A 20,239-nucleotide genomic window follows, 5' to 3' on the forward strand; every position below is an offset into this window, starting at 1 on the left:
CCACAAAACATGACTCAATCTATCGAGAAAAAGCAACTCGATAATATTGCTACCTGGATGACTCCCCTCAAACAAACTAACTTACCCAAAGTCCTCCAGGGTGTATTTTTCATGGATGGCAATCCCCTACCAGATGATTGCATCACCATGTACAACTTAGAATGGGACACTCAAAATCACACCTTGGTGATACCTTTGTTTGCTCCATTGCAATGGACTTTCCATAATTCCCTGTTAGGTTGGATATTGCTGCGTGCTATCCAATTGACTGAGTTTCAGTACAAAATTCAGTTTGCAGATGCCAGTTTACAGCAAGCACAAATTACACCCTTGGCGTTAGGGATAGAAATTCCCCAATGGTTAATCAATGCCACCATGCGCCGAGATGAAAACTCTCATAAAGGAGATATTTGGCAACGCAAAAACATTTGGCTGGGTGTGATTCCAGGGATTGGAGATTATACCCTACGTAAAATTGTTGATGCAGATGGGCGTTATACTCCCGCCTTCAACGATATGCTAACCAAGGTAGAAAATGAGTGTTTAGTAATTGTCAGTAGCTTTTAGAGGATGTTTGAAAAATGTTCGGCTGTGACTTTAAGTACATTCCGATCCCCCCTAACCCTTAAAAAGGGGGACTTTGATTCAATTTCCCCCCTTTTTAAGCTATCCATTATAAACATCTTTCTTAACATTTCGAGAGTATTAACTCACGTCTCTAGAACCCTGATTCGTTCGTTTTTCATTCTCAATAAAAACACTGTTTTAGCGAGAAGAATAAATGATGATTTGTCAAGTATGCTTAAAGTTTCAGTCCTTAAGATGCTTATAGAGCAAGGGTTTTAAGATTGTAAAGAAAGATGTGGGTAACGCATAGCTTTTTAAGGGGGGTAGGGATCAATAAGTCTCTAAAATCACAGCCAAGCACTTTTCAAACAACCTCTTAGTATTAATACTGAAAAATTTCCCATTCGTAACGAAACTGAATTGTGTGGTAACGAAATCAATTGCATTCGTAACGAAACTGAATTGTGTGGTAACGAAATCAATTGCATTCGTAACGAAACTGAATTGTGTGGTAACGAAATCAATTGTATTCGTAACGAAACTGAATTGTGTGGTAACGAAATCAATTGTATTCGTAACGAAACTGAATTATGTTCCCCACTCCCAGCCCAAGTTACTAACTTTGACTGCAACTCTCGGTATAATTTGAGTTTGCACTGATGAGTTGATTTAGATGGCAACTATTAATAATTTTTTTACATCTGGTGGCATAGTTATGTGGCCTCTGCTGGGATTTTCATTATTGGCAGTGGCACTAATTATCGAAAGATTAATCTTTTGGGTAAAAGTCACTGGTAAGCAAAACCGAGTGATACAAGAAGTCCTCAAACTTTATCGTCTAGATAATGTAGTTGGTGCTATAAATACATTGCAGCAAAATATAGATTTGCCCCTGGCGCGGGTTTTTCTAGCTGCCTTAGAATTAGATGAGCCAACACCAGAGGAATTTCGTCTGGCTCTAGAAAGTGAAGCACAAGCTGAAATTCCCCTACTCAAACGCTTTCAAAATATTTTTGACACAATTATAGGTTTAGCACCCCTTTTGGGGCTTTTGGGGACTGTTTTAGGATTAATTGTTGCCTTTGCCTCTCTGAATATTGGTGATGTGGGAGGTACAAAAACAGTTGGTGTTACCTCTGGAATTAGTGAGGCTTTAGTATCTACGGCATCAGGATTAGTGGTGGCGATATTTACACTTTTCTTTGCCAATACCTTCCGGGGACTATATCAACGTCAGATTGCCAGGATTCAAGAGTATGGCGGACAGTTAGAATTACTCTACCGTCGGCGTTATGAAAGAGAAAGAAAAGATAAATCTTAAAATTAAGATAATATTTGCTCTCTAGTTTCTATTTCTATTAAGATTCTAGGAGAATAAATTATTTTTTAGAGGATATCTATGACTATCTGGGTAAATGAGCAAATTGATCCATCCGGTATGATTCATGCTTGTATTGCTTGTTGTGATGAATCTCAAGCTAAGGATTGCCATGAGTCTTTTCAGCAGAATTTGACTGAGATCCAAAAGGCATCAGGTTGGATAGCACGGTTACGCACAGTCGATACCTGGGATGAAGTACCCGTTAATGCTTTAAAACTAAATTAGTTTGGTAATCTCAAATATTTGGTGGATGGGCAGGTGGGGATAGGTTCTGATGGTGTGGAAGTTTGTCTTTTGAGGTTAGAAATATCAGTTCAGGTTAATAAATGATAAAAATCTGATTAAAACTTCACACTTCGCTGACAACAAATTTATAAAGGTCTGCTTTTTCCTAAAAATTTGATGTTTTTTTGATAGTAATAAGAGTTATTATCGATTCTAAAGAATAAATTAAAGAGTTGCAGAATCTTAATCAATGTGGTGAACTATCCCAGAGTTTATGCTGCCGAACAAACTCGTCCCATTAATTTGGTTGGGAAAATGGGACAAGAAGTACAAATTTATATTCATGCTCCCAGTCAATATATCTGTGCCAACCGCGAACGGATATTACCAGATTGGCAACAGCAACCTTTATTTTGGGTGGTGATTGTTTTACAGCGATCGCACTATCCCTTAGTCAAAAGTACCCCAGAAATCGAGCAAGAAAAACAAAACTTGCGGGAAAAGTTTATGAGGTTTGGCTGCGATCTAGTATTTAGTTTACGCGATCGCGGTTATTTAGCCGACCTCATAGATCCCCGTACTGGTTATCCCCTGTTTTCTCGTCCTGGACAAATACCCCACAACGACACAGCCGTTGTCAAAGCTTTATTGAACTACCCCATATTGAAAAATAAATGCTGTGTGTTAGTGCATCCTACCTGGGGTACAGCCGTTTATCCCAGTATTTTTATCTCCACCGCACCACCCATAATTTTGGAATTAGCAATCAAAAGCATGGCATTGATGCACGGTTGGCAAGAAGTTGAACAGGAGGAATTAGTTAACAGTCAATAGTTACTCTGGTAGTCAGCTTTGATTTATTACAGGTGATAGGTGACAGGTGACAGGTGATAGGTGACAGGTGACAGGTGACAGTGAAGAAAGATCATCAGGTACAAATTTATCTGCGTCCATCTGCGTCCATCTGCGTTTAATTCTGACTGTACCTGACTAGAATGGGAATTGCTATATTGTGGGATTACCCTCATCGGCAACCCAGACTGTATTTTTAAACATGGAAGTTCAGACAGTCGAACAGTCTCATCATGCTGCTATTTATTTTCCCCTGATGAATGGCAGATATGAAGTGAAGCCAGGGATGATACCTTTTGGTTATGACTTGGGTAACACTCAGGCTGATCAGCAGGTATTTCAAATTGATGATAATTTTACCAACTATCGTCAAGCTAAACTTTTCGCCCGTGCAGAGCGGTTGAGTAAATATTACCAAACTTGTAATTATTCTCAGGCTGTGGCAGGTGCGATCGCTCGTTTAATTATTCATCGTCTCACCCAAGAACACCCGCAATACTTTGACTGTCAAAAGATAGCCAATACTCTACAATTTTATAGTCGCCTGACACAAGAAACTCTTTATTTAGATGCAGACTGGCAATTACAACAAGTTAATAGCACCGTTATTCCAACTTACGCCTCAACCCTGGATGCTTTAGCAGCACAGGTACAAGAAGACTTAACCGTAATTTGTCGCCGTGCTGATGGTAGTAACTGGCTAAGTGCAGTGCATTTGTGCTTTCCTAACCATTGGGCAGCTGAAGAAAAAATTGGTAAAGACTTTGCTGTCATCCATGCGCCCGTAGCTGGGATGGAAAAAATCAATCGTCGAGCCGATGCGATCGTCAATACAATGATTGTGCGAGAACCGATGGTACGCTTTGCTTGGGGATTGAGTACCGACACCCGCCTCAACCATCATCCCGAAGCACCACCTGGGGTATCAGTCAGTGATTGGCAAGGCAGAAAATTTGATCCGCAACATCCTAGACTCTACCTGAGAATTGAACGCCAAGTCATTTGGGGTTTACCAGAGTATGAAACGGCTCTATTTACTATTCGGACTTACTTTCGTGACTGTACTTTAATTAAACAAGATTCAGTTTTACAGTCTAAGTTGTATGCTGCTCTTGAGTCTATGACACCAGATTCATTGGTGTATAAAGGTTTGGCAGAGAGCAAAATCAGTATTTTGCAATGGCTGGATGAAGTTTGAAGGAGGTAGGAGTTAGGTGACAGGTGACAGGTTATAGGTGACAGGTGACAGGTGACAGGTGACAGCTAAAAGGTGTTGCTGTAGGTTGTGAATCTGTATACTTAATTTTGATGTAATTTTTCCGCACAAAACCAGAACAATGGCTCAAGATTTTCCTAGCAGTTCACAACTTTCTGCAAATATTTCTACTTCTATCACTCGCACAGCCAAGCCAAGTTCTGAGTTTTACGCTCTTTTTTCTGAAGCAGAAGTTTTAGAAATAATTCATGCCTTAGAAGTCAGACGAGAAATTCCTTTAAAGTATTCTTACAAAGGGAGAGGCGCAAAAATTTGGGATAATTTTTATCTAAAATATATTATTCCTAGATGGTATCGAGCCTCAAATGTAGAAATTGATTTATTAAAGAATAATTTTGCCTATCTTAATGGTAATTATCAAAAATGTCAGAAACTCAATATTATTGATGTAGGTGCAGGAAATTCTTATCCTGTGAAGGAATTTGTTTCGAGATTGAAGAAATTAAATAGAATTAACAAGTATGTTGCCTTGGATGTGAGTGAGGAATTATTAAAGGTCTCCAGAAGGAATTTCCAAAGTTGGTTTCCATCAATTGAGTTTATCAGTCAAGCAATTGATATAGAAAATAATTGTATTCCTCAAGATTTGATATTTAATCAACCTGATAGTGAAAATATTAATACAGCTAATATATTTTTACACTTAGGAGTGACAATTGGTAATCATCGAGATAGAGCCAAAGTATTCAAAAATCTGCACGATAGCATGGGCAAGAATGATTTTTTAGTGTTTACTAATGAAATTGGCTCAAACTCAGCATGGGATGGAAAAGTTAGAGGTGGTTGTGATTATCATGCTGGCAATATATATCAATGGGTGACAAACAATCTAGGAATAAAATATGGAGATTGTGAACTGGTAAGAAAGTATGATTCAACCACAGATAGTGTAGTGGCTAATATAAAACTTCTTCAGGATTATACGTTTAATTTTACTTGTCAAGAGATAGATAAGAATTTTGCCCTCTCTGAAGGTGAAGAGATCACAATTTGGCGACATCATAAGCATCACATACCTGAGCTTATGCAAGAACTAGAACAAGCAGGACTAAAACTTGTCCACCATACTACTAATAAATACCAATCACATATTATGGTTATTTGCCAAAGAATATAGGGCATTGGAGTAAAATCTCCCCTGCTCCCCTGCTCCTCTGCTCCCCTGCCCCTCTGCTGCCTTAATGATCTGACTTTTCACGTCATGTGGAAAAGTCAACGCCAAACCTAACCCCCCAGCCCCCTTCCCTACCAGGGAAGGGGGAGCAATCAAAGCCTCTCTCCTTGCAGGGGAGAGGTTTGGAGAGGGGTTTTCTAGATACCGTGAAAAGTCAGCTTAATGATCAGTCTTTAACTATGTTTAGGTTTACGCAAATTCTGAGAATTAATCGGGCCGAGAATTTGATTGAGGCTGCGGAGTTGTTCAGCCGTACCCATACAAATGAGGGTATCGCCTGGATTTAACACAGTATCACCAGTAGGGCCACCGATGAGAGTACCATCAAGGCGACGAATGGCTAGAACTAACGCCCCAGATTGCGATCGCAATTTAGCTCTTTGCAAAGTCTGCCCCACAAAGGGACAAAAGGCTGGATCTAGTAAAAATTCTTCCATATATAACTGACGATCAGCACCGGTGAGAATCCCATCTACAAAGTCTAAAACTTGCGGTCTGAGAGCGGCTGCTGCCATGCGCTTACCACCAGTAATATAGGGTGAAATTACGGCATCTGCTCCGCCACGCTGTAGCTTTTGTAACGCTTCTTCTGTACTTGCCCGTGCGATCGCGCGAATACGGGGATTTAAAGTTTTCGCTGATAAAACAGTATATAAATTTTCGGCATCGGAGGGGAGAGCAGCCACTAAACAAATTGCCCGCTCAATACCCACTTGCAGTAATGTGTCATCCAAAGTAGCATCACCTTGAAATGCCATATAACCCTCAGCTTGCGCCCTTTCCACAGATTCCACCACAGAATCAATCACCACAAACGGCACACCTTCTGCCCGAAATTCCTTAGCAATTTGGCGACCAGTGCGACTAAATCCACAGATGATATAGTGTTGTGATAGTGATTCCATTAACCGCCTCTGTTGCCGTAGCCGAATGCCTTGTTGAAAGTAGCCTTGAATGATGGCTTCGGTAAATCTGTTGACAATGTAACCGATATTGACTACACCCAACACAATTAGGGCAATGGTAAACAACCTACCTCGGCTACCGAGGGGGTTAGTCTCACCATATCCTACAGTGGCTAAGGTAATCACAGTCATGTAAGCGGCATCTTCCCATGACCAACCTTCGACAAAGCGATACCACAAAGTACCAATTAATAGTACACCGCCCAGAGCGATCGCTCCAGCCATTAACTCTTTTTGAATGCGTTGGTATTTTTGCTCAAGAGTTGAATACAAAGTTATTTTTCACCACTGCCACAGGTTTAAGAATATATAATGTTAGACCCAAGCGAAAATTAGATGTCGTAAATCCCAAGTTATTTTGAAGAATTTCTAGGAAACTAGATAGTAAGTATACGATTAAACATTTTTAGGAGGAGAGGTAGTGAGCCTACAAACTCTATTTGAGCAAGCCACGAATCCCCCAGAGTCAGGTGCTGTTGCATCTACCCCCTTTAGTGCAGATAGCTTTGACGCAGCTGTCATGTCTACCTACGCTCGGTTTCCCATCGCCTTAGAACGGGGTGCTGGATGCCGAGTTTGGGACACTCAGGGTAAAGAATACCTAGACTTTGTAGCTGGAATTGCCACTTGCACACTAGGACACGCTCACCCAGCAATGGTAGAGGCGGTGACACGCCAAATCCAAAAGCTACACCATGTTTCTAATTTGTACTACATTCCCGAACAAGGGGAATTAGCTAATTGGATTATTCAACATTCTTGTGCCGATCGCGTATTTTTCTGTAACTCTGGCGCGGAAGCCAATGAAGCTGCCATCAAACTAGCCAGAAAATATGCCCATACAGTTCTAGACATTGACAACCCAATTATCTTAACAGCCAACGCCAGTTTCCACGGGCGGACTTTGGCGACAATTACCGCCACCGGACAACCAAAGTATCAAAAATACTTTGATCCCCTAGTCCCCGGATTCCACTATGTACCATACAACGATATCGGTGCAGTGGAAACAGCTGTCACCGAGTTAGACGAAGGAGATTACCGGGTTGCGGCTATTCTGTTAGAACCATTGCAGGGAGAAGGTGGAGTCCGTCCCGGAGATGTAGAATATTTCCAAAAAGTGCGGCAAATCTGCGACGATATCGGCATTTTGTTGATGTTTGACGAAGTGCAAGTTGGTATGGGACGCAGTGGTAAACTTTGGGGTTATGAACATCTAGGTGTAGAACCAGATATTTTCACCTCTGCCAAAGGATTGGGTGGTGGTATCCCCATTGGGGCGATGATGAGTAAAAAGTTATGTGATGTTTTCCAACCAGGGGAACACGCTAGTACCTTTGGGGGTAATCCCTTTGTGTGTGGCGTGGCGTTGAGTGTTTGCCAAACTTTGGAAAAAGAGAATATTTTGCAGAATGTGCAAGATAGAGGCGAACAGTTACGAGCTGGATTACAGGCGATCGCAGCTAAGTATCCCCATCATATAACTGAAGTGCGTGGTTGGGGTTTAATTAACGGTATGGAGTTACAAGCAGACATCCAGCTAAATGCTGCTGATATTGTCAAAGCTGCCATGAATGAGGGCTTATTGCTTGTACCAGCCGGGCCAAAAGTCGTCCGGTTTGTACCACCGTTGATTGTCACAGAGACAGAGGTAAATCTAGCTTTACAAGCTGTAGAGAAAGCCTTAGCCACTGTGACGGCGTAAGGGAACACCAAAAAATAAATTATTCCCAATTGACGGTTAGTAGGGTGCGTCAGGATGAATAATTTCTTGGTACAGCTAGGTTTTCTCCCACTGACGCACCCTACATCATAAATTATCGCCGATCTATAGCAGTCATCATATAGATTAGGACATAAAGTAATCATAAAATCGTTACAATAAGAGGCTTTGGAGTCTGTCACCTGTCACCTGTCACCTGTCATCTGTCACCTGTCACCTGTCACCTGCCACCTGTCCCCTGTCCCCTGTCACCTGTCCCCTGCTATTTTACTAGAAAGATTTTCGACAAAACTCTGATGTTCTGCACTTGCTAAACCTTGCTGCAAAACTTCTAATACTTTAGCTAAATTTCCTGCCAACAAAGCCGATTTTTCCAACCATAAACCTGGGAATATTTGAGAACAAATCACACCATCAGCATTAGGCTGAAGCTGAATATATTCGCCTTGATGTAACTTAAACCAATCAAATTCACCGTCATAAACTCGCCACACCAAATATTCCTGCACCTGATTGCGACGGTATACTTTTAACTTGTCGTGCAAATCGAGAGAAACACTACTAGCTGCAACTTCCACAATTAACTCTGGCGCACCTTCAATATAATCATCCTCGCTGACACGAGTTTGTCCTCCATTGGCAATTCTCAAGCAAGCATCTGGTTGAGGTTCATTATCTGCATCTAGGCGGACAGTGGAATTATCAGCCAGTCTCACACCAGGTGTAGCCACTTTGTACAGCCCCAACCAAAGAATAATATCAGCATGGGGTTCACCGTGACCTGTAACTCTTAACGGAGATGCCATATACACAATTCCTTCAATCAGTTCCGCTTTTTTCACTTCGGGCATAGCATGATAACGCCGCTCAAATTCAGGGCGGGTGAGTTTGTCACCATTTTCCAAAGGTGGCAGAGTTGAGATAGGAGTAATAATTGCACTAGGACGTGTCATCATAGTCTGAACCCCAGCAATTTAACGATTAATCTCATTTTAAATTTCTACTGGATGCTGCCCATAATAAGGTAAAGCCTCTGACCAATGGGGACGCTTGCCTAATTGCCATTCCAGATAAGCTAGTTCTAAGATACTTGTCACCGTTGCAGCTAACCCAGATTTAGCTTCCACTAGATGATAATCAGTTTTCTGGTTAGCTAAAGTCTGCTGCCATGCTTCTGGCGTAAATACAGTATCAGGTAATAAAGTGATTAATTCGGTATTATTAGGAGCAGGTTGATAAATAGCCCCAAACACCTGTCCTCGTTGCGCTGGCATTTCCACAGCAATAGTCTTTTTCTGTTCTCCTGCATCTGTTGCTAACCAAGCGACTGCGGCTAATGTAGAAATCCCAAATACAGGAATGTTTAACTGCTGTCCTAAAGTCCGTGCCAAAACCACACCAATCCTAGTGCCAGTAAAACCTCCAGGCCCTTTGGCAACAGCAATAAAAGCCAAGTCTGCCCAAGTTTGTGGCTGGATAAATTCAATTAAATATTGGTGGATATAGCTGGATAAATCACGCCCTAAATTCCAAACATTAGACCGAGTATCACCTGCAAAGTTACTCATTGCCAAACCCAATTCCGGGGTTGTAGTATGCAGTGATAAAGCGTATTTATTTGGTGTGATATGTTCTAATTGTGTCGCCAAGGTAAATGAAAATCTTGAGTATTTAAGTTGACATAATTAATTTATTGAACCACATATTGACACTTTCACCATCACACCTGTAGTTAGTAGCGACTGTCTTAAAAGTCAAGCGATCGGGAGCAAAAATAATGAAGCAGAGGAAGTAAAGAAAAAAGGATTAAGAGGAAAAAATAGCAGATCAAAGTGAGCCAGTCATGCTGCGCTCGGTAAATAGAGAAGTCAAAGCACGACAAGCAGGCGTGAAAATCCAGGTATAAAAAGAGGCTCTCAATTATAGAGACAAAGTTGCAGATTCATTAGTAACACGCCAAGGTAAATTGTCTCTGACCATAGCATTTAAAATGACTAACATTTTATGAACGCAAGCAGTCAGAGCCAATTTCTTGGATTTACCGCGCTCAACAAGTCGAGTGTAAAAAGCCTTAATAATGGGATTGTGACGAATAGCAACCACAGCACCCATATACAGAGAAGCACGAACATGACCACGACCACCCTGAATCATTCGTTTGCCTTTGTATTGGCCGCTATCATGATTCATCGGTGCAACACCGACTAAACGAGAAATTTGTTTAGCGGTTAATTGACCGAGTTCAGGTAAGTCACAAACCAGAGTCGTGGAAATAACTTGACCGATGCCGGGAGTAGTTTTGAGTAAATTAACTTTGGCAATGAATTGAGAATTGTTTTGAGTTAATTGTTCAATCTCAGAGTTAATTTGTTCGAGACGTTTATCCAGGTAATCAAGATGTGCTTCAATATCGGCTAGTGCTTTACCACGAGCACGGGTGCGGCGGTTTTTTTCCGCAGTCTGCATTTCGACTAATTGTCTTCTCCGACTGATTAATTCACTTAACTGACGCGCTCCTTCCGATTCAATGGCTAACACTTTTGGTTTCATAGCTTCGCCAAAATGTGCCAGAATTTGTGCATCAATGGCATCAGTTTTCGCCAGTCTGCCTGTAGCTTTAGCTTGCGTCTCTTCCTTGGCGTGGATTAATTAGTGCTACTGGTAACTCTTGAGCTTGTAATTGAATAATTAATTCTGTTTCTAATCCTCCAGTTGCTTCTAGTACAATCAGGTTTAAATTATAGGATTTGAGTTGCTCTACAAGCGTTGATATTTCGCTTTCTGTATTTGCCACTTTCATGGCTTTGCCCATTGGACGAATATAAATATCCAAAGTGGCTTTACTAACATCAATGCCTACCCACTGAGCAGTATTTTCCATATTTCACCCTCACAGATAACCTGAATCTTGGTAGATTTTCATCCCCTTGATTTCACTCATCCTTGCCCGATACGGACTGTATACTTTAATTTTCTATACTTAAAGTTTTGTCCCTGGCGACTGTTCGAGTTCTGTCAAAGAGATTATTGTAGTGACCCTTGCTACGAAGCGGTCTACTGTGACCAAGGGTGCGACGGTCTACTACTTCTCTTAATATACAAGGGTGCGTCAGTGCGAGAAAACTTAGCTGTACCAAGAAATTATTCATACTGACGCACCCTACATTTTGAATATTTTTTTATCTGCAAGTCCCTTACAGAAAACTATAGGAACTTAACTTATGGTGGGCTTTGTCCACCATATCTAGTTTTTGATAGGTAAAGCCCAGCATATATTACTCTGCTCTTTCATGCTTGACTATACAACTCGTTGCATCGGGACTACCTTGTTGTTTATTAAGAATAAAAGCAAATACCTCAGAATAGTTAAATTTTAGTTACGTAATTTTATATTCGATTAAAAAAAATAGATAACAGCTAAAACCTATGTAGAGAATTGATCATACTTCCAACGTTAAAAGGAGTAGAAATTATTACCATTGATAGAGAAGCAACTAACTGACCACCAAACAGCACCATACTAGCAGCCAGCAGAAAAATATGGGTTTCACCATTGCCGATTACAATCTCACTGAAGTTCTTCATGAGGGTACAATTACCTGTATTTATCGTGCTGTTCATCAGTCTCAGCAGTTAACAGCAATTATTAAAACGCTTAAAGCCGAGTATCCTACTATAGAACAGCTTGCTCAGTTAAAACACGAATATAAAATTCTCCAAACATTAGATATAGATGGAGTGATTAAACCCCTGGCTTTGTCAAGCCATGACAACGGTTTGGTCATGATTTCGGTAGATTTCCAGGGAGAATCTTTAAGAAAAATAATTAATACTCAAAAATTCGGAGTCAGCCAGTTTTTGCCAATTGCCATTCAACTATCTGCAACACTGGCTCAAGTGCATAAAAATCATATTATTCATCAAGATATTAAACCTGATAATATTCTAATTAATCTCAAGAAAAATCAAATCAAAATTATCGATTTTAGTATTTCATCCTATTTATCAAGAGAAAATTTAACTGTCAGTAATTCCAGTTTGCTAGAAGGTACTCTAGCTTATATGTCACCAGAACAAACTGGGAGGATGAATCGCGGGGTTGACTACCGTACTGATTTTTATTCCTTGGGTGTTACCTTCTATGAAATGCTCACGCAACAACTACCATTTACCGCAACTGATCCTTTAGAAATAGTTCACTGTCATATTGCCAAAACACCGTTATCACCAACAGAAATTAATCCAGAAATTCCTCAGATAATTTCTGAGATTGTCATGAAGTTATTATCTAAAACGGCTGAGGAAAGATATCAAAATGCTTTGGGACTACAAGCTGACTTAGAAGAATGTTCCAGAGAAATAGAAGCAAATGGAAGAATAGCTAACTTTATTGTTGGTCAATCTGACTTATACAGCCAAATCCTAATTCCACAAAAACTGTATGGTCGTGAAACAGAAGTTTTAACTCTCATGAATGCCTGCGATCGCGTCAGATGTGGAGCATCAGAAATCATGTTAGTTAGTGGGTATTCAGGTATTGGTAAATCTTCTTTAGTCAATGAAATTCATAAACCCATATTAGCCCAGCATGGTTATTTTATTGCTGGTAAATTTGACCAGTTAAAGCGAAATATTCCTTATGATGCCTTGATTCAGGCTTTGCAAGAATTATTGCAGCAATTATTAACAGAAAGTGCTGCGACAATAGCTGTTTGGAAATCAAAAATATTAGCAGCACTTGGTACAAATGCTCAAGTAATTATTGATGTTATCCCGGAACTTGAACAAATAATTGGTTCTCTGCCATCTGTTACTGAATTAGGGTTAAATGAATCTCAAAACAGATTTAATCGAGTATTTAAACAATTCATTAACTTATTTTGTCAACCTGAACATCCATTAGTCATTTTCTTAGACGATTTACAATGGGCAGATGCTGCTTCTCTCAAGTTAATCCAACTGTTAATCACAGACTCAGATATCAAATATTTGTTCTTGATAGGAGCGTATCGGGACAACGAAGTTAATATTAATCATCCGTTAATGTTGACTGTGGAGGAAATGCAAAAATCGGGTATATATATCAACCGTATTGTACTTCAGCCTTTGCAGATTTTTCATGTTCAGCAATTAGTTAGTGATACTCTCCACACTAACCAAACTAAGTCAGAATTACTAGCAGAGCTATTATTTCACAAAACTCAGGGAAATCCTTTTTTCTTAACACAACTTCTCAAAACCCTTGAACAAGACAAGCTTCTATCATTTAATTTTATTGCTGGTTGTTGGCAGTGGGATATGGAACTGCTGCAAGATATTGACATTACTGATAATGTCGTTGATTTGATGATTAATCAAATTCAAAAACTCTCACCAATGACGCAGAATATCTTAAAACTAGCTGCTTGTATTGGCGATAAATTCACCCTAGATATTCTGAGTATTGTTCATCAAAAATCTTGGCATGAAACAGCAGCAGATTTATGGGAATCTTTACAGGCAGGTCTAGTTTTACCAATAGATGAGTCTTACAAAATTCCTTTAGTTTTTAATTATCAGCAAAACAAACAACTGACAATCACTTATAAATTTTTACATGACCGAGTGCAACAAGCTGCTTATTCTCTAATTACAGATGCGCTCCAAAAAGCAACTCATCTACAAATTGGTCGCTTATTACTAGCAAATACGACATTTGAAGAACGAAGTGAAAATATTTTTGATTTAGTCAATCACTTGAATTATGGGACAGAATTACTCAGCCTAGAAGCAGAAAAAATTCAGCTCGCTGAACTTAACCTGATAGCAGGTAAAAAAGCCAAATCAGCAACGGCGTATGAGTCGGCGATGGGCTACCTCCAAGTAGGTTTAAGCCTGTTAACCGACTCTAGCTGGCATCAGCAATATGAATTAGCATTAGCTTTACATCAAGAAGCAGCAGAAGCAGCATTTCTGATGGGCGACTTTGAGCAAATGGAGCAATTAGCCGTGGTGGTGCTGCCACAAGCTAAGAATGAGTTGGAAAAAGTGAAAGTTTATGAGTTACAAATTAAAAGTTATGAAGTTCAAAGAAAACTGCTAGAAGCAGTCAACTTGGGATGGCAAGTTCTAGAAATGCTGGGTGTGAAAGTAACAGCTTCACCAACTCCATTAGATATTCAGCAAGCTGTTCAAGAAACAAGCACAAATTTAGCAGAGAAAAGCATAGAAGATTTAATTAATCTCCCATCAATGACAGATGCAAAGCAGCTAGCAGCTATGCGTCTAATAGCAAGTTTAGTTCCTGCTGCTTATCAATCTGCACCTGCATTATTTATCCTGATGGCTTGTCAGGAGGTGAATTTATCTATTCAACATGGTAATAATGTTTTTTCAGCTAGCGGTTTTGCTGATTATGGAGTAGTTTTTAGTGGGTTATTACAAGATGTTGAAGCTGCCTATAAATTTGGTCAGTTAGCTTTAAATCTATTAGATAATCTAGATGCTAGTGAACTAAGAAGCCAGGTTTTATTTAAAGTTGCAACTTTCTTAATACATTGGAAACATCATATTAGAGAGACTTTACCACTGTTAGAAAATGCTTATGCTAGTGGATGTGAATATGGCAACTTAGTACATACTGGATATGCAGCTAGTAATAGGTGTCAATATGCCTATTGGAGTGGTGCGGAGTTAAGAAATTTAGAACAGGAAATGGTGAGATATGGTAAAGCGATCGCTCAAATTCATCAAGAGACTGCTTTAAAGTGGCATCAAATATTTCATCAGGCAGTTTTGAATTTATTAGGCTTAAATGAAACCCCCTATCAGCTAATAGGTGAAGCTTACAATGAAGACCAATTATTATTAATTCATATTGCAGCCAATGAACGTACAATCATACTCTATGTTTTTCTCAACAAATTAATTCTGTGTTACCTATTTGGTAAATTTGCTGAAGCCGCCGAAAATGCCATCAAGGCTGAACAGTATTTAGACGGTGTAACAGGATGGCTAAATGTACCGTTATTTCATTTCTATGATTCTTTAGCACAACTAGCAATCTATTCATCAGCATCACCATTACAACAAGAAATCCTTCTCAGTCGGGTAACAAATAATCAACAAAAAATGCAAAGATGGGCTGATCATGCACCGATGAATTTTCAACACAAGTATGATTTAGTAGAAGCAGAAAAAGCGCAAGTATTGGGTGCATATTGGCAAGCAATGGAGTTTTATGATCGAGCTATTGCTGGAGCTAGAGAACAAGGTTATATCCAAGAAGAAGCACTAGCTAATGAACTGGCTGCAAAGTTTTATTTAGAGTGTGGTAGAGACAAGGTAGCTCAAACCTATCTCATTGATGCTTACTATGGATATATGCGCTGGGGAGCAACAGCCAAAGTCAGAGATTTAGCAGCAAAATATCCCCAGATATTATCTCGAATAGCAGAGCGAAAAACACCAAGTCTAGAGATGAATCAGACCATTAGCTCTATGACTACAAGTATGCACCAAATTTTCGATTTAACCGCAATTGTGAAAGCCTCACAAGTGCTTTCTGGTGAAATCGTTATAGACAGGTTGCTCACTAAATTAATGCAAATTGTTTTAGAAAATGCTGGTGCAGAAACAGGATTATTAATTTTAGAAAAAGGCGGTAATTTAATTATAGAAGCTTCAGGCAATTTTGGTAGAAATGGGATAGAATTGCAGCAGTCTATACCCGTAGAACAAAGTCAAAATCTACCTATATCTGTAATCGATTATGTATGTCGTACCCAGGATACTATCGTACTTGATGATGCTAGCCATGAGGGACTTGTTACCGATGATAGCTACATTATTAAGCATCAAGTCAAATCTCTATTATGTACACCAATTATTAATCAGGGTAAACTAATTGGGATTTTATATTTAGAAAATAATTTGATTTCTGGAGCATTTACATCGGAGCGTGTAGAATTGTTACGAATTTTATCTTCTCAAGCTGCCATTTCCATAGAAAATGCACGTCTGTATAATGCTTTAGAAGCATCTAATCAGACACTAGAAACAAAAGTAAAACAGCGAACTCTAGAGTTACAAGATAAAAATTCACTTTTGCAAACAGAGATTCGAGAACGCCAAAGAGCAGAAGAAATAGCCGCAACCGCCAACCGTGCTAAAAGCGAATTTTTGGCTAACATGAGTCATGAACTGCGTACACCACTTAATGGAATTTTAGGTTACACGCAAATCTTGCGGAAAGATAAAATTCTCACACCTCAACAAAAAAATGGTGTAGAAATAATTCATCAATGTGGCGAACATTTATTAACACTCATTAATGATATTTTGGATATTTCTAAAATAGAAGCTCGAAAAATGGAACTTTGTCCACAAGAATTTCATTTTTCGCAATTTTTAGAAGGCATCGTGCAGATCTGCCGTGTCCGTGCCGAACAAAAAGGCATTTCGTTATTATATCAACCAGTATTCTCATTGCCAAATATCATTTATGCTGATGAAAAAAGGTTGAGACAGATTTTAATTAATCTACTCAGTAATGCTATTAAATTTACTAAAAAAGGTTATGTATATTTCAAGGTAGGTTATGTCACAGGTACTGGAGATTGGGAACTGGTATCTGGAGAAAATGCTGCCGAATATTCTAGTCAGAAAATCAGATTTTATGTAGAAGATACAGGTATTGGCATTGCACCGGAGCAATTAGAAGAAATATTTTTACCCTTTCAGCAGGTGGGTGAAGATAGTCTCAAAACTGAAGGAACAGGCTTAGGTTTGGCAATTAGTCGCCAATTAGTTGAGATGATGGGCGGTGAACTGAAAGTTAAAAGTAATTTAGGTGAAGGTAGCATTTTTTGGTTAGACTTAGACTTACCTGAAATTATCTCTCCCACTGCTGTTAACAGTGTTGATGAACAAAACATAGTGGGCTTTGTCGGTTCTAGACGCAAAGTTTTGGTGGTGGATGATAATTGGGCAAATCGTTCTGTTTTGCTCAATTTGCTACAACCTTTGGGTTTTGAGGTAATGGAAGCAATCGATGGGTTAGACGGTATTAATAAAGCCTGTGAATTTCAGCCAGATGTAATTTTTATGGACTTAGTGATGGGTGGAATGGATGGCTTTGAAGCAACTCGTCGTCTCAGGATGATGCCAACTCTAGAACAAACAATAGTGATTGCCATCTCAGCCAGTGTGTTTGATTTTAGTCAACAACAGAGTCGAGAAGTTGGTTGTAATGACTTTCTCCCCAAGCCCATCCAAGTAGCCAACCTTTTAGAAAAATTACAGTTTCATTTAGATTTGGCATGGATTTATCAAGATAAAAATAAGCATCAACCACAGCCAGAATATCTAAATCCCACAACCCCAATTCAAAATTTGCCCTTGGTGCCTCCACCAGCAGAAGAATTGGCAGTTTTGCTAGATTTAGCGATGCGGGGAAACCTCAGAGGGATTACAGAAAGAGCCACAAAACTAGAGGAGTTGGCAGAACAATTTGTACCCTTTGCAACTTATTTACGTAAACTGGCTAAAAGCTTTAAAGGCAAAGAAATTGTAGATTTTCTCAAACGATATTAAATTTCTTTTTACATACTATGACTATTAAATCCCTTGATAAAGGTGTCATTTTAATTGTGGATGACACTCCCACCAACTTAGAAATGCTGTTTGATTTTTTAGCTAATGCTGGTTATACAGTATTAGTAGCTGAAGATGGCGAAAGTGCGATCGCCAGAGCTGAATATGCCCCACCCGACTTAATTCTTTTAGATATCCTCATGCCGGGCATAGACGGGTTTGAAACTTGTCGTCGTTTGAAAAGTCAGGAATTAACAAAAGAGATTCCGGTGATTTTCATGACTGCCCTTTCGGAAACAGTAGATAAGGTTAAAGGCTTAAATATTGGTGCTGTAGACTATATCACCAAACCATTGCAACATGAAGAAGTATTAGCCCGCATTGAACTACACCTGCAACTGCGTCACCTCACCCAAAAATTGCAATCACAGAATCAGCGTTTAGCAGCCGAGATTTTAGAACGCACACGCGTAGAAGAAAAACTGCGAGAACAGGCGGCTTTGCTGGACATTACCACAGATGCCGTTTTAGTCAAGGACTTAAATGATCGCATCTGTTTTTGGAACAAAGGGGCAGAAAATTTATATGGATGGGCAGCAGCAGAAGCAATTGGACAAAGCGTGCGTCAGTTACTGTATCAACCAGAAAATGCGTCTCAACTGCAAAATGTTATCAACAGTTTAGCTGATTGTGATTCTTGGCAGGGTGAATTATCTCAAGTTACTAAGCAAGGTAAAAAAATTATCGTTGCCAGCCGATGGACACTCATGCGCGATCGCAATGGACAATTACAATCAATTTTAACAGTTAATACCGATATTACCGAGAAAAAACAACTAGAAAGTCAATTTCTGCGAGCGCAACGTCTAGAAAGCGTAGGCACACTAGCTGGTGGTATTGCCCATGACCTCAATAATATACTGACTCCCATCCTCACAGCATCACAACTATTGCAACTCAAACTTCCGAACCTGGATGAGCGCAGTCAGCAAATGCTCAAAACCATAGAGTCGAACTCTAAACGTGGAGCAGCTTTGGTGAAGCAAGTATTACATTTTACTCGTGGAGTCGAAGGCAAGCGCACGATTGTGCAAGTTAATTACTTGTGTTCCGAAATTCGGCAAATTGTCCAAGAAACATTTCCCAAATCCATTGAATTGTCTGTAAATATCCAGCCCAACCTGTGGACTGTGATTGGCGATGCCACAAATTTGCATCAGGTATTGATGAACCTAGTAGTAAATGCTCGTGATGCCATGCCAGAAGGCGGTAAACTCAGTTTATCTGTGGAAAATCTGCGGATTGATCAACACTATGCCCAGATGAATCTTGATGCCCATGTCGGCCCTTACATTGTAATTTCTCTTGCCGATACAGGCATGGGTATGGAAGCAGAAACACTCGATAGAATATTTGAGCCGTTTTTTACGACGAAAGACGTTGGTAAAGGTACGGGGCTAGGTCTTTCTACTGTACAAGGCATCATCAAAAGCCACAATGGTTTTGTGAAAGTGTACAGTGAGGTAGGTAGGGGAACAGAATTTAAAGTATTCTTGCCAGCCGTCGAAACATCCGCACCTTCCCTGGTTGAAGACTTGGAACTACTCAAAGGTAATGGAGAATTAGTTTTAGTAGTGGATGACGAAGCCCCAATTCTAGAAACTACAAGAATTTCCTTAGAAGCGTATAATTACCAAGTGTTAACAGCTAGGGACGGCATCGAGGCGATCGCACTTTATGCCCAACATCAAGATAAAATCAGTCTGGTGTTAATGGATATGATGATGCCGTCAATGGACGGTTCCACAACCATTCGCGCTTTACAAAAAATGGATTCTCACATCAAGATTATCGCTGTGAGTGGTTTTGTCGCCAGCAATAAACTCGTCAAGTCTACCGTTGTGAAACAGTTTATTGCCAAACCCTACACAACAAAGGAATTATTGGCAGCTTTACACAGCACTCTTACCCAGGAAGGAAAGCTGGTAAGGGTACATGGGGTTTAGTGGGGCAGGGGGGCAGGGGGTAGGCTGTTGACTTTGATGAGATTTACCCATTTTTTATTTATACAGTTTTGGTGTCATCAAATGAGTAATGAGTAATGAGTAATGAGTAATGAGTAAATACCCATGACTTATTACTTGCTACTTAGAGAACGCGAAAAATAACTTTTCCCACTGCAAATTTTACTCTATTGCCTATTGCCTATTGCCTCATCAAGTCGGTACTAATTCACCTGGGCGTAATTTTGACCATTTGCCCGTTTCTTGTTTAAAGCTGAGACAACCAACAACGTCCCATTCCATTTCAATTACATCTTCCTTAGTCCGAATGTTAACGTTAATGGATGGTTCATTGGGATCAAAAGTCGGATTTTCTGTTAAATGGGGCTGTTGGTGCTGTGTTTCTACGGCGTGATAAGTCACACAGCGATCTACATAGTGGCAGTTTACGCAAATACACATAATAGAACCAACTCCAGAAGGCCTTGATTATTGTTAAT

General features: G+C 39.8%; 13 protein-coding genes and 1 pseudogene. 9 read left to right on the forward strand and 5 right to left on the reverse strand.

Annotation, left to right across the window (positions count from 1 at the left end; all coding sequences use genetic code 11):
• Positions 1-9: 9 nt before the first annotated feature.
• The 6 genes from NOS7524_RS09515 (at position 10) to NOS7524_RS09545 (ending at position 5,418) form a co-directional block, all read left to right on the forward strand.
• Positions 10-567, forward strand: a complete 558-nt coding sequence (locus NOS7524_RS09515) for a hypothetical protein (protein ID WP_015138269.1) — start codon at positions 10-12, stop codon at positions 565-567.
• A 673-nt stretch (positions 568-1,240) separates the two neighbouring features.
• A complete protein-coding gene (locus tag NOS7524_RS09525; protein ID WP_015138270.1) occupies positions 1,241-1,888 on the forward strand; it encodes a MotA/TolQ/ExbB proton channel family protein in 648 nt (215 codons plus the stop codon).
• A 78-nt stretch (positions 1,889-1,966) separates the two neighbouring features.
• Entirely contained in the window at positions 1,967-2,173 is a 207-nt protein-coding gene (locus tag NOS7524_RS09530; RefSeq protein WP_015138271.1) for a hypothetical protein, read from the forward strand.
• Between the two features lie 252 nt (positions 2,174-2,425).
• Positions 2,426-3,007 (forward strand): methylmalonic aciduria and homocystinuria type D protein, encoded by a 582-nt coding sequence (locus NOS7524_RS09535; RefSeq protein ID WP_015138272.1) that lies wholly within the window; start codon positions 2,426-2,428, stop codon positions 3,005-3,007.
• Positions 3,008-3,227: 220 nt separating this feature from the next.
• On the forward strand, positions 3,228-4,223 hold the full coding sequence (locus NOS7524_RS09540; protein ID WP_015138273.1) for a heme-dependent oxidative N-demethylase family protein: 996 nt from the start codon (positions 3,228-3,230) through the stop codon (positions 4,221-4,223).
• Between the two features lie 139 nt (positions 4,224-4,362).
• Positions 4,363-5,418, forward strand: coding sequence for an L-histidine N(alpha)-methyltransferase (locus NOS7524_RS09545; protein ID WP_015138274.1), 1,056 nt, complete (start codon positions 4,363-4,365; stop codon positions 5,416-5,418).
• 230 nt (positions 5,419-5,648) lie between these two features.
• Here the strand turns inward: NOS7524_RS09545 and NOS7524_RS09550 are convergent, their stop codons facing one another.
• On the reverse strand, positions 5,649-6,713 hold the full coding sequence (locus NOS7524_RS09550; protein ID WP_041555262.1) for a potassium channel family protein: 1,065 nt from the start codon (positions 6,711-6,713) through the stop codon (positions 5,649-5,651).
• A 148-nt stretch (positions 6,714-6,861) separates the two neighbouring features.
• On the opposite strand from NOS7524_RS09550, the gene NOS7524_RS09555 reads away from it, so the two are divergent.
• Positions 6,862-8,145: an aspartate aminotransferase family protein gene (locus NOS7524_RS09555; RefSeq protein WP_015138276.1), complete on the forward strand. Its 1,284-nt coding sequence runs from the start codon at positions 6,862-6,864 to the stop codon at positions 8,143-8,145.
• 266 nt (positions 8,146-8,411) lie between these two features.
• Here NOS7524_RS09555 and NOS7524_RS09560 read toward each other — a convergent pair whose 3' ends face one another.
• From NOS7524_RS09560 to NOS7524_RS30930, 3 genes and pseudogenes are all read right to left on the reverse strand, one after another.
• Positions 8,412-9,119 carry a Uma2 family endonuclease gene (locus tag NOS7524_RS09560; protein WP_015138277.1) on the reverse strand — a complete coding sequence of 236 codons (708 nt, stop codon included), beginning with the start codon at positions 9,117-9,119 and terminating at the stop codon, positions 8,412-8,414.
• Positions 9,120-9,155: 36 nt separating this feature from the next.
• Positions 9,156-9,812: a tRNA (adenosine(37)-N6)-threonylcarbamoyltransferase complex dimerization subunit type 1 TsaB gene (gene tsaB, locus NOS7524_RS09565; RefSeq protein WP_015138278.1), complete on the reverse strand. Its 657-nt coding sequence runs from the start codon at positions 9,810-9,812 to the stop codon at positions 9,156-9,158.
• 271 nt (positions 9,813-10,083) lie between these two features.
• Positions 10,084-11,044 (reverse strand): annotated as a pseudogene (locus NOS7524_RS30930) (IS110 family transposase).
• A gap of 659 nt (positions 11,045-11,703) precedes the next feature.
• Between NOS7524_RS30930 and NOS7524_RS09575 the strand changes: the two are divergent.
• Together NOS7524_RS09575 and NOS7524_RS09580 are read left to right on the forward strand one after the other, a co-directional pair.
• The gene (locus tag NOS7524_RS09575; protein ID WP_015138280.1) at positions 11,704-17,736 is read left to right on the forward strand and encodes a hybrid sensor histidine kinase/response regulator; all 6,033 of its coding nucleotides are present in this window, start codon (positions 11,704-11,706) and stop codon (positions 17,734-17,736) included.
• 17 nt (positions 17,737-17,753) lie between these two features.
• Positions 17,754-19,742 (forward strand): ATP-binding response regulator, encoded by a 1,989-nt coding sequence (locus tag NOS7524_RS09580; protein WP_015138281.1) that lies wholly within the window; start codon positions 17,754-17,756, stop codon positions 19,740-19,742.
• A 210-nt stretch (positions 19,743-19,952) separates the two neighbouring features.
• Here the strand turns inward: NOS7524_RS09580 and NOS7524_RS09585 are convergent, their stop codons facing one another.
• Entirely contained in the window at positions 19,953-20,201 is a 249-nt protein-coding gene (locus tag NOS7524_RS09585) for a Ycf34 family protein (protein WP_015138282.1), read from the reverse strand.
• Between the last annotated feature and the right edge of the window lie 38 nt (positions 20,202-20,239).

This window comes from Nostoc sp. PCC 7524 (assembly GCF_000316645.1).
Taxonomy (GTDB): Bacteria; Cyanobacteriota; Cyanobacteriia; order Cyanobacteriales; family Nostocaceae; genus Trichormus.

Bases quoted from the DNA above. Each gene is read 5' to 3' on its own strand.
- NOS7524_RS09585 (WP_015138282.1), bottom strand. From the start codon at position 20,201: ATGTGTATTTGCGTAAACTGCCACTATGTAGATCGCTGTGTGACTTAT.
- NOS7524_RS09530 (WP_015138271.1), top strand. From the start codon at position 1,967: ATGACTATCTGGGTAAATGAGCAAATTGATCCATCCGGTATGATTCAT.
- NOS7524_RS09575 (WP_015138280.1), top strand. From the start codon at position 11,704: ATGGGTTTCACCATTGCCGATTACAATCTCACTGAAGTTCTTCATGAG.
- NOS7524_RS09580 (WP_015138281.1), top strand. From the start codon at position 17,754: ATGACTATTAAATCCCTTGATAAAGGTGTCATTTTAATTGTGGATGAC.
- NOS7524_RS09560 (WP_015138277.1), bottom strand. From the start codon at position 9,119: ATGATGACACGTCCTAGTGCAATTATTACTCCTATCTCAACTCTGCCA.
- NOS7524_RS09540 (WP_015138273.1), top strand. From the start codon at position 3,228: ATGGAAGTTCAGACAGTCGAACAGTCTCATCATGCTGCTATTTATTTT.
- NOS7524_RS09525 (WP_015138270.1), top strand. From the start codon at position 1,241: ATGGCAACTATTAATAATTTTTTTACATCTGGTGGCATAGTTATGTGG.
- NOS7524_RS09515 (WP_015138269.1), top strand. From the start codon at position 10: ATGACTCAATCTATCGAGAAAAAGCAACTCGATAATATTGCTACCTGG.
- NOS7524_RS09545 (WP_015138274.1), top strand. From the start codon at position 4,363: ATGGCTCAAGATTTTCCTAGCAGTTCACAACTTTCTGCAAATATTTCT.